Origin of the sequence: Pelomonas sp. KK5 (assembly GCF_001984095.1) — a bacterium.
Lineage (GTDB): Bacteria > Pseudomonadota > Gammaproteobacteria > Burkholderiales > Burkholderiaceae_C > KK5.
Window position 1 is genome coordinate 1 of record NZ_LYVQ01000235.1, and the last position, 10,070, is coordinate 10,070.

Consider the following 10,070-nt stretch of genomic DNA (forward strand, 5'->3'; position numbering starts at 1 on the left):
GCGCGTGATCGATGCCTCCACCGGCATCACCAAGCGCGAGCTGGCCGAGTTCTACGCCGCCGCCGCACCCCGCCTGTTGCCGCAGCTCAAGCAACGCCCGATCGCCCTGGTGCGCGGGCCGGACGGGGTGGACGGGGCGCTGTTCTTCCAGAAGCATGCCCAGGGCGACGAGGCGCTGCTGGAGATCCCGAATCGCAAGGCGCTGCTGGACGCCGTGCAGATGAACGCGCTGGAGTTCCATAGCTGGAACGCCACCACCGCGATGCTCGAGAAGCCCGATCGCATCTGCTTCGATCTCGACCCTGGCGAAGGCGTCCCGTGGGCGCGCGTGCGCGAGGCCGCCACGCTGGTGCGCACGATGCTCGAGGAACTTGGGCTGCAGGGCTTCCTGAAGACCAGCGGCGGCAAGGGCCTGCACGTGGTCGTGCCGATCCGCCGCGGGCCCGGCTGGGCGGCGGCCAAGGGCCTGTCGCAGGCCGTGGTGAAGCACCTGGCGAAGACGCTGCCCGATCACTTCGTGGCCAGGAGCGGGCCGAGGAACCGGGTCGGCCGCATCTTCGTGGACTACCTGCGCAACGGCCGCGGCGCGACGACGGTGGCCGCCTGGTCGGCCCGCGCGCGGCCGGGCATGGGCGTGTCGGTGCCGGTGGGCTGGGATGAACTGCCGGCCCTGAAGGGCGGCGACCACTGGACGATCCGCTCGATCGCGCCGCGCCTGGCCGGGCCGGACACCGCCTGGGACGGTTACGAGGCGGCCCGCAGGCAGACGCTGACGCAGGCGATGCGTGTCCTCGACTACCTGCCCGGGCCGGACGACTGACTGAAGCGCCGCCGGTACTCCGCCGGCGCCACGCCCACGCGCCGCTGGAAGGCGCGGCGGAAGCCGTCCACATGGCCGTAGCCGACCGCGTCGGCCACGCGCTTGAGCGGTGCCGCCGTCTCCTCCAGCATCCGGCGCGCGGCCTCGATGCGCGCCTGCTCGACGAAGCCGGCTGGCGTCGTGCCTGCCTCGGCATGGAAGACCCGGGCGAAGTTGCGCTCGCTCATGCCCGCGAAGGCTGCCAGCGCCGGCACGCCCAGGTCGGCGCCGGGCTGGGCGAGGATGTGTTCCTGCACCTGCCGGATCGACGAGCGCTCGGCCGCCTGCGCCGCCAGGTGGGCGCTGTACTGCGACTGCCCACCCGGCCGCTTCAGGAACATCACCAGCTCGCGCGCCACCCGCAATGCCAGCTCGCGCCCGTGGTCCTCCTCCACCAGCGCCAGCGCCAGGTCCATGCCGGCGGTGACGCCGGCCGAGGTGTAGAGCCCGCCGTCGCAGCGCCAGATCGCATCGGCATCGATCTGCACGGCTGGATACAGCGCAGCCAGGCGCGCCGCGAAGTTCCAGTGCGTGGCCGCCCGGCGGCCGTCCAGCAGGCCGGCTGCGGCCAGCAGGAAGGCGCCGCTGCAGACCGAGCCGAGGCGGCGCACCTTCGGCGCCTGCCGGCGTAGCCAGGCCTGCGCGGCCGTGTCGGCCACGATGCCGTCCACGTCGGGGCTGCCGGCCACCAGCAGCGTGTCGATGGCGCCGCGGTGCGTGGCCACGGTGGCGTCGGCCGCCAGCGCCAGGCCGCTGCTGCTGCGAATCAGCTTCGGCCCGGTGCTGATCACGCGCAGCCGGTAGGCCTGCGGTGCGCCGAGCTGGCGGCAGGCTTCGGCGAACACGTCGGCGGGGCCGACGACGTCCAGCAATTGCACCCGGGGGCAGGCGAGCAGGGCGACGAGCATGGCGGAATGGGGGCGATGTTTGGCTGAAAACGCCTGGTCACCAATGAACCAGCCATGGCGAGTATGGCTGAAACTACCGCATATCGACAATCCAGCCAGCTCAAGGATCAGCCATGTCCCAGCCTCCAGCATCCAGCCCCATCGAGGCGCCGCCCGCGGCCCCGTCGCTCGCGCAGTTGCCGGTCAATCTCTTCGCTGCGGTGATGGGACTGTCGGGCCTGGCCCTGGCCTGGCGCCTGGTGCAGGCGCAGTACGGCTTCGGCGGCGGCGTGGCCGAGGGGGTCGGCGCCCTGGCGGTGGCCGTGTTCCTCGGCATGGGCCTGGGCTACCTGGCCAAGGTCGTGCGCCATCCGTCCGTGGTCAAGGCGGAGTTCGGGCACCCGGTGGTCGGCAACTTCTTCGGGACGGTGTCGATCTCGCTGCTGCTGGTGTCGGCGGTGCTGCGCCCCCATGCGGCGTTGCTGGGCGAGGCGGTCTGGGTGGCCGGCTGCGTGGTGACGCTGGCGCTGGCCTACGTGGTCGTCGGCCGGCTGCTGCGCGGCCAGGCGGACCCGGCCCATGCGCTGCCGGCCTGGCTGATCCCGGGGGTGGCGACGCTGGACATCCCGGTCACCGGTGCGCACATGCCGATGCCCTGGGCGGGCGAGCTGATGCTGTTCGCCGCCGCGATCGGCGCGGTGCTGGCGCTGGCGATGTTCACGATGATCGCCTCGCGGCTGATCCACCATGCGCCGCTGCCGGAGGCGATGCGGCCCTCGCTGATGATCCTGGTCGCGCCCTTCGAGGTGGGCTTCCTGGCCTACGTGAACCTGGTCGGCGACGTGGACCGCTTCGCCGGGCTGCTGTTCTATTTCGGGCTGTTCATGTTCGTGGTGCTGGCGCCCAAGGTGTTCCGCCGCGGCGTCGCCTTCGGGCCCGGCTGGTGGGCGATCGGCTTCCCGATCGCGGCGCTGGCCAACGCGGCGCTGAAGTACGCGGCGGTGCATCCGGGCCCGGCTTCCCAGGCGCTGGCGGGGCTGCTGCTGGCCTTCCTGAGCCTCGCGCTGGCGGTGCTCTGCGGGCTGACCCTGCGCCATGCGGGCCGGACGTTCATCCTCTCCCGGAAGCCGCCGATCCCGAATCGGGACTTCCGCCTACACCCGGCGCCGCGCCGCGCGCCCATCATGGACCCATCGCAAGCGACCCCCGCCCGGGGGATTCTGCGGAGATCCGATGATGAGCAAGTCCCGACCGCGACCCGATGACGTCCCCAAGCCGCTGAGCCGCAAGCGCCGCATCAAGCAGGTGCTGCAGCAGCAGTTCCTGGACCGCGACCAGCAGTTCTTCCCGCTGCCAGACCCGCCGCTGTACAAGCCGCTGGGCTGAGGAACGTGGTTCGGGCAAGGGGCATGCCCGCACGCCTGAATGTCCTGTTGTCCTACACGTCCTGATACACACTGCGTCGATATTCGCCGTTAGCTCCCGCCCCGGCGGGATCCACGCGATGAACGGGACGACACGGATGAAGACCGACAACAGGGCTGTGGACGAGATCCTGCAGCGCGAGAAGAGCGCTGTGCTGCGCGACTGGATGGCCGAGGCCGGCCAGAACGCCGATGAACATGAAGCCTCCGAACTGCTCGATGCGCTGCACGACGCGATCCGCGGCGGCGCCGATGCCGAGCAGATCGACGCCGCGGTGTGGGGCCGGGTGCGCCAGATGCTGGCCAAGCTCTCGCAGGCACGCGCCGCGCAGGGCGCCACCGCCGGCGAGACCAGCCACTTCATCCTCGCCCTGAAACGCCCGCTGTTCCAGGCGCTGCAGAAGCAGCTGTCGGTGGACCCGCAGGCGCTGATGGCCGCGATCTGGGCCATCTCCACGCTGCTGGACAAGCTGGCCCAGTGGACCGTCACCGCCTACCAGCGCGCCCGCGAGGATGTGATCTCGCGCCAGCAGCAGGAACTGCTGGAGCTGTCCACGCCGGTGGTCAAGCTGTGGGAAGGCGTGCTGGCGGTGCCGATGATCGGCACCCTCGACAGCGGCCGCACCCAGCTGGTGATGGAGTCGCTGCTGCAGCGCATCGTCGAGACCGGCTCGGAGCTGGCGATCATCGACATCACCGGCGTGCCGACGGTGGACACGCTGGTCGCCCAGCACCTGCTGAAGACGGTGACCGCGATCCGGCTGATGGGGGCGGACTGCATCATCAGCGGCATCCGCCCGCAGATCGCGCAGACCATCGTGCACCTGGGCATCGACCTGCAGGGCATCACGACCAAGGCCACGCTGGCCGACGCGCTCTCGCTGGCGCTGCGCAGGAACGGCTACACCGTCACGCGCGCCAGGCCCGGCGCCGCCAGTGCATAGAGGCCGCCATGGACCGCATCCCGATCCTGCGGATGGGCCGCTGCCTGCTGGTCACCATCCAGGTGGACATGCAGGACCAGACCGCGCTGGCGCTGCAGGACGACCTGTCCGCGGCGATCGAGCGCCACGGCGCCGCCGGCGTGCTGATCGACATCTCGGCGCTGGAGATCGTCGACTCCTTCATCGGCCGCATGCTGACGCACATCTCGGCGATCGCGAGCGTGCTCGATGCGGTGACCGTCGTCGTCGGCATGCAGCCGGCGGTGGCGATCACGCTGGTGGAACTGGGGCTCTCGCTCCAGGGTGTGAAGACGGCATTGAATGTCGAACGCGGCATGGCTCTGCTCGCGGTGGCAACCCGGACCGATGGCCATGACGACCACGAACACGACTCAGAACCCGCCTGAGGGCACGATGCCCCTGCGCAACGAGCAGGACATCGTGATGAGCCGCCAGATGGTGCGCAAGCTGACCCAGCAGCTCGGCTTCTCGCTGGTCGACCAGACCAAGATGATCACCGCGGCCAGCGAGCTCTCGCGCAATGCGGTGGTCTACGGCGGCGGCGGCGAGATGCGCTGGCGCTTCGTCACCCAGGGCATCCGCAACGGCCTCAAGCTGGCCTTCGAGGACCACGGCCCCGGCATCCCCGACATGGAGCTGGCGCTGACCGACGGCTGGACTTCCGGCAGCGGCCTGGGCGTGGGCCTGTCGGGCAGCAAGCGCCTGGTCAACGAGTTCGACATCCGCACCGCGCCGGGCCAGGGCACCTGCGTGACCATCACGCGCTGGAAGTGATGGCCGCGATGACGCCCTTCCTGCAGATCCGGGTACACGAGGCCAGCCAGGTCGGCGAGGCCCGCCGCGCGGTGGCGCGCGTTGCCGCCCGGCTGGGCTTCGACGAGACCCTGGCCGGCCGCGCCGCGCTGATCGTGACCGAGCTGGCCTCCAACCTGGCGCGCCATGCCCGTGGCGGCCGCATGCTGGTGGGCGAGGGGGCGGGCGGCGCGCTGGAACTGCTGTCGCTGGACGACGGGCCCGGCATGGCCGATGTGTCCGCCTGCCTGCGCGACGGCTACTCCACCGGCGGCACGCCCGGCACCGGCCTGGGCGCGGCGCGCCGGCTGGCCGACACCTTCTCCGCCTATTCGATCCTCGGCCGCGGCAGCGTGATCTACGCGCGCCTGGGCGGCGCCCCGCTGCCGGGCCGTTTCCACTACGCGGGCATCAATGTCGCCGCGCCGGGCGAGCAGGTCAGCGGCGACGGCTGGACGCTGCGCGTCGAGGGCGAGCTGGCCGCCCTGATGGTGGCCGACGGCCTCGGCCACGGGCCCGACGCGGCCGTGGCCTCGGACACCGCGCTGCAGATCTTCGCCGCGGCGCCGGTCGATGCCTCGCCGGCACTGACGCTGGAGCGCGCCCATGCCGGCATGCGCGCCACGCGCGGCGCCGCGGCGTCGCTGGTGGCGCTGGACGCGCAGGTCGGCCGGCTGCGCTATGCCGGGGCCGGCAATATCTGCGGGCGCCTGCTCAGCGGCGTCGAGGACCGCTCGTTGATGAGCCAGCACGGCACGCTGGGCCTGCAGGTGCGCAAGACGCAGGACATCGAGTACGCCTGGGGCGAGCATGCAGTGGTGGTGGTGCATTCCGACGGCATCGTCACCCGCTGGAACCTGGACGACACGCCGGGCCTGCTGCAGTGCGAGCCGGCGGTGCTGTGCGGATGGCTGCTGCGCGAGCACCTGCGCGGCCGGGACGATGCCACCGTGGTGGCGCTGAAGCGGCGGGCGCGATGAACGACGACACCCAGGTCGAACTGCTGCAGTCCCAGCTCGCCGCGCTGCAGGAGGAGCTGGACGAGACCAACCGCGGCGTCGTCGCCCTCTATGCCGAGCTGGACGTGCAGGCCGAGCAGCTGCGCCGCGCGACCGAGCTGAAGAGCCGCTTCCTGGCCTACATGAGCCACGAGTTCCGCACGCCGATCACCTCGATGCAGAGCCTCTCGCGGCTGCTGCTGGACGAGGTGGACGGCCCGCTCAGCGCCGAGCAGCGGCGCCAGGTGGGCTTCATCGCCAGCACCTCGGCCGAGTTCTCGCAGATGGTGGACGACCTGCTGGACCTGGCCAAGGTGGAGGCCGGCCGCGTCGAGATCTCGCCGGCCTGGTTCGAGATGGTGGACCTGTTCGCCGCGCTGCGCGGCATGTTCAAGCCGCTGCTGCAGAACCCGGACGTGACGCTGATCTTCGAGGACAGCAGCTTCGCCGGGCCGCTGTACACCGACGACCGCAAGCTCTCGCAGATCCTGCGCAACTTCATCTCCAATGCGCTGAAGTTCACCGTCAGCGGCGAGGTGCGCGTAAGCGCCGTGCAGGACGGGGATTTCGTCGTCTTCGCCGTGGCCGACAGTGGCATCGGAATTGCCCCCGAGCTCCAGCCGCTGATCTTCCAGGACTTCACCCAGCTCCATTCGCCGCTGCAGAAGAGGCTGCGCGGCACCGGGCTGGGTCTCTCGCTCAGCAAGCAGCTGGCGGTCTTGCTGGGCGGCAGCGTGACCCTGGACAGCGTGCCGGACAAGGGCTCGGTCTTCAGCGTCAGGGTGCCGATCCGGCTCGCCGAAGCAACCACACCACCGCCGAAGAAGGACAAGCCATCTTCTTCCTCATCAACGACAACCGGGCCCTCATGACTCCCGCGGAAGACGAGGGCGGCGGCGGCTTCCGGCCGATCGACCGTTCGCAACACCTGCTGCTGGTCGTCGACGACGAGCCGGCCAGCCTCTATGCGACCGTGCGCCTGCTGCGCCAGGCGGGCTTCCGCACGGCCGAGGCGGCCACCGGCGCCGCCGGCCTCGCCGCCGCCACCGACGAGGTCTCGGCGATGGTGGTGGACGTGCATCTGCCCGACATGGACGGCTTCGAGCTGTGCCGGCAACTGCGCCTGCGGCCCGGCACCTCCCGCATGCCGGTGCTGCACCTGACGGCCGCCTATGTCACCGATGCCGACAAGGTGCGCGGCCTGGACTCCGGCGCCGATGCCTACCTGACCCGCCCGGTCGAGCCGGCGGTCCTGATCGCCACCGTCCAGGCGCTGGTGCGCACCCGCATCGCCGAGGACGCGATGCGCCACTCGGAGGCCAAGTTCCGTGCCATCTACTCGCAGGCGCCCTGCGGCATCGGGCTGCTGGACGGCCAGGGCCGCTTCGTGCAGGTCAACGCGGTGCTGCAGCGCCTGCTGGGCCGCGACGAGGCCGAGCTGGTGGGACACGCGGTGGCCGAGTTCGCGCCGCCCGAGGCCCGCGCCATCGCCCAGGACATGGCGCGCCGCGACGGCCACCTGCTGAGCTGGGAGTTCCCGGTGCTCGATCCCTCGGGCCATGTGCTGCAGCTCGAATGGAGCGTGTCGCGCGACATCGAGCCGGGCCTGGACATGGTGGTGGTCAACGACATCAGCGTGCGCGCGGCGCTGGAGCAGCAGCGCAAGCAGCTGCTGGAGCGCGAGCGGGTGGCGCGCAGCGAGGCCGAGCGCATCAACCGCAGCAAGGACGACTTCATCGCCGTCCTCTCGCACGAGCTGCGCACGCCGCTGAACGCGATCATCCAGTGGGCCCACCTGCTGGCCAAGCGCGGCGGCACGCCCGAGCAGATGCGCGGCTATGCGGCCATCGACCGCAACGTCAAGCTGCAGGGCCGCCTGATCACCGACCTGCTGGACATCTCGCGGCTGAATACCGGCAAGCTGCCGATGCAGCTCGAATGGGCGGACCCGGCCGAGCTGGTGCGCGAGGCGGTGCAGGCGATGCAGCAGAGCTTCGAGGAGAACGCCAGCCCGCTGATCCTGGAGATTCCCGAGGGACAGGCGTTCCACGCGATCCGCGCCGACACCTCGCGCCTGCAGCAGGTGCTGTGGAACCTGCTGACCAATGCGCTGAAGTTCTCGCCCCGCGGCGGGCGCATCTGGGTCTCTTTGGCCGAGGACGCGCAAGGCCTGACCCTCGGCGTGCGCGACGAGGGCCAGGGCATGTCGGCCGACTTCCTGCCGCTGGCCTTCGACCGTTTCTCGCAGAGCCCGGCCGTGCGGCGCCAGGGCGAGGGCGGACTGGGCCTGGGCCTGTCCATCGTCAAGCAGCTGGTGGAGGCGCATGGCGGCACGATCGCCGTGGACAGCCCGGGGCTGGGGCAGGGCAGCAGCTTCACCGTGCGGCTGCCGGCGAGCAGCCGCCTGGCCGACGAGGGCCAGCCGGCGGACGAGGTCTCCGGCCCCGGCGAGTTCGACGCCGACCCGGCCATCGACCCGATGCTGACCGGGCTGCGCCTGCTGATCGTCGAGGACGACCGCGAGGCCGGCTCGATGCTGCAGCTGATCCTGCGCGAGCGCGGCGCGGAGGTGGCGCTGGCGCAGGACTTCGAGTCCGCCATGACGGCATTGAAGTCCGGCCGGCCCGACGTGCTGGTGAGCGACATCGGCCTGCCCGACCAGGACGGCTACGACCTGATCCGGCAGCTGCGCGAACGCGAGTCCGCCGCCGGCCTGCCGCGGCTGCCAGCCATTGCGCTGACCGCCTTCACGCGGCCGCAGGACCAGGAACAGGCGCTGGCGGCGGGCTTCGACCAGCACTGCGCCAAGCCCGTGCGGCACCTGCGCCTGGTGCAGATGATCCAGCAACTGGCGGGCCGCACATAATGGCCAGAATCAGCGGATAACCGGGAACAGGACGAGCTCATGGGAAGCGGACGGCGCGTGATGCTGGTGGACGACAACCTCGATGCGCTGGAGACGCTGGCCGAGGTGCTGCGCTTCAGCGATTTCGAGGTGGCGACGGCGGCCACGCCGCGGGCGGCGCTGGCGCTGGCGCCGCAGTTCCTGCCCGACGTGGCGGTGCTGGACGTGAGCCTGCCGGGCATGGACGGCTTCGAGCTGGCGCGGGCGCTGCGCGCCGCGTCCGGCCCGGCGCTGCGGCTGATCACGCTGTCGGGCCACGGCAGCGCCGAGGACCACCGCCGCGCCGCCGCGGCCGGCCTGGAGCGGCACCTGGTCAAGCCGGTCGACCTGGACCAGATGATCGCGATCCTCGAAGGCAAGCCCGCCGTCTCATGAGCGTGGACAGCAGCAGCGCAGCCGCGGCCCGCACGGGCGGCGACACGCCGCTGATCAGCTGGCTGCGCGCGGTGCTGTGGGGCGCCTTCCTGGTGCCGCTGCTGGCCTTCGTCTGCGCGGCCTGGTGGGGCTACCGCAATGCCGAGCGGGAGGCCGAGGCCGCCGCCGAGCATGCCTGCCGGCTGGTCTGGCAGCAGGCGCTGCGCACCTTCCGCATCGCCGCGGAGATCGCCGAGCGGGCCGATTCGATCTCCAGCGACAGCGACCAGGCGGCCCGCGCCCGCGAGCGCGAGATCCACCAGCGCCTGGCCGACATGACCGCCGGCCTGCCCTTCGTCGTCAACATGAACGTCTGGGACGCCCAGGGAACGCCGATCGCCCGCAGCGACATCTATCCGGTGGACCCGAATGCGAGCGTCCTCGATCGGCCCTATTTCCAGGCCCAGCGCGACGCCGCGCAGCCGCTGGGCATCAGCGCCGTGCTGAAGGGCCGGCAGACCGGCCGCGAGATCAGCAATGCGACGATCCGTCGCCGCTCGGCCGACGGCAGCTTCCGCGGCATCGTCGCCGTCTCGCTGGCGCCGGGCTACTTCCGCGACTACTACCAGTCGCTGGCTTCCGAGGTGCCGAGGCTGGCCACCTTCGCACTGATCCGCACCGACGGCGAGATCATCGCCCGCTGGCCCGAGGCCACCGACGGCCGCAGCCGCGTGCCCGACGACAGCCCCACGCTGGCGCAGATCCGCGCCGGCACCGCCGGCGGCCAGGTGGTGCTGCCGGCCACGCAGGGGCGGGAGACGCGGCTGGTGGCCTTCCAGCGGCTGGAGGGCTATCCGCTGTACGTGACCGCCGGCTTCAGCCGTAC

General features: G+C 71.4%; 12 protein-coding genes. 11 read left to right on the top strand and 1 reads right to left on the bottom strand.

Annotation, left to right across the window (positions count from 1 at the left end; all coding sequences use genetic code 11):
- Window positions 1–820, top strand: an 820-nt coding sequence (ligD, locus tag B0W88_RS26040; RefSeq protein ID WP_077037508.1) for a non-homologous end-joining DNA ligase, incomplete at its 5' end; no start/stop codon positions are given.
- Here ligD and B0W88_RS26045 read toward each other — a convergent pair.
- Window positions 796–1,767: a GlxA family transcriptional regulator gene (locus B0W88_RS26045; RefSeq protein WP_077037509.1), complete on the bottom strand. Its 972-nt coding sequence runs from the start codon at window positions 1,765–1,767 to the stop codon at window positions 796–798. The two genes, ligD and B0W88_RS26045, sit on opposite strands and share 25 nt — an antisense overlap.
- A gap of 113 nt (window positions 1,768–1,880) precedes the next feature.
- Between B0W88_RS26045 and B0W88_RS26050 the strand changes: the two genes are divergently transcribed.
- From B0W88_RS26050 to B0W88_RS26090, 10 genes are all read left to right on the top strand, one after another.
- Entirely contained in the window at window positions 1,881–3,011 is a 1,131-nt protein-coding gene (locus tag B0W88_RS26050; protein ID WP_083749075.1) for an SLAC1 anion channel family protein, read from the top strand.
- A complete protein-coding gene (locus B0W88_RS33850) occupies window positions 2,983–3,132 on the top strand; it encodes a hypothetical protein (protein WP_158080947.1) in 150 nt (49 codons plus the stop codon). The genes B0W88_RS26050 and B0W88_RS33850 overlap by 29 nt, the downstream gene beginning before the upstream one ends.
- Window positions 3,133–3,268: 136 nt before the next feature.
- Entirely contained in the window at window positions 3,269–4,114 is an 846-nt protein-coding gene (locus B0W88_RS26055) for an STAS domain-containing protein (RefSeq protein WP_077037511.1), read from the top strand.
- Between the two features lie 8 nt (window positions 4,115–4,122).
- Complete coding sequence (locus tag B0W88_RS26060; protein ID WP_077037512.1) at window positions 4,123–4,521, top strand: STAS domain-containing protein; 399 nt, start codon at window positions 4,123–4,125, stop codon at window positions 4,519–4,521.
- Window positions 4,487–4,909: an anti-sigma regulatory factor gene (locus B0W88_RS26065; protein ID WP_077037513.1), complete on the top strand. Its 423-nt coding sequence runs from the start codon at window positions 4,487–4,489 to the stop codon at window positions 4,907–4,909. Before B0W88_RS26060 ends, B0W88_RS26065 begins: the two co-directional genes overlap by 35 nt.
- An 8-nt stretch (window positions 4,910–4,917) precedes the next feature.
- Window positions 4,918–5,907: a SpoIIE family protein phosphatase gene (locus B0W88_RS26070; protein ID WP_077037516.1), complete on the top strand. Its 990-nt coding sequence runs from the start codon at window positions 4,918–4,920 to the stop codon at window positions 5,905–5,907.
- Window positions 5,904–6,797: a sensor histidine kinase KdpD gene (locus tag B0W88_RS26075; RefSeq protein WP_083749077.1), complete on the top strand. Its 894-nt coding sequence runs from the start codon at window positions 5,904–5,906 to the stop codon at window positions 6,795–6,797. Before B0W88_RS26070 ends, B0W88_RS26075 begins: the two co-directional genes overlap by 4 nt.
- Window positions 6,794–8,791, top strand: a complete 1,998-nt coding sequence (locus B0W88_RS26080) for a response regulator (protein WP_077037514.1) — start codon at window positions 6,794–6,796, stop codon at window positions 8,789–8,791. The genes B0W88_RS26075 and B0W88_RS26080 overlap by 4 nt, the downstream gene beginning before the upstream one ends.
- 39 nt (window positions 8,792–8,830) lie before the next feature.
- Window positions 8,831–9,205 (top strand): response regulator, encoded by a 375-nt coding sequence (locus B0W88_RS26085; protein ID WP_083749078.1) that lies wholly within the window; start codon window positions 8,831–8,833, stop codon window positions 9,203–9,205.
- A partial coding sequence (locus B0W88_RS26090) for a hypothetical protein (protein WP_198937938.1) occupies window positions 9,202–10,070 on the top strand: 869 nt, incomplete at its 3' end. The genes B0W88_RS26085 and B0W88_RS26090, both read left to right, overlap by 4 nt.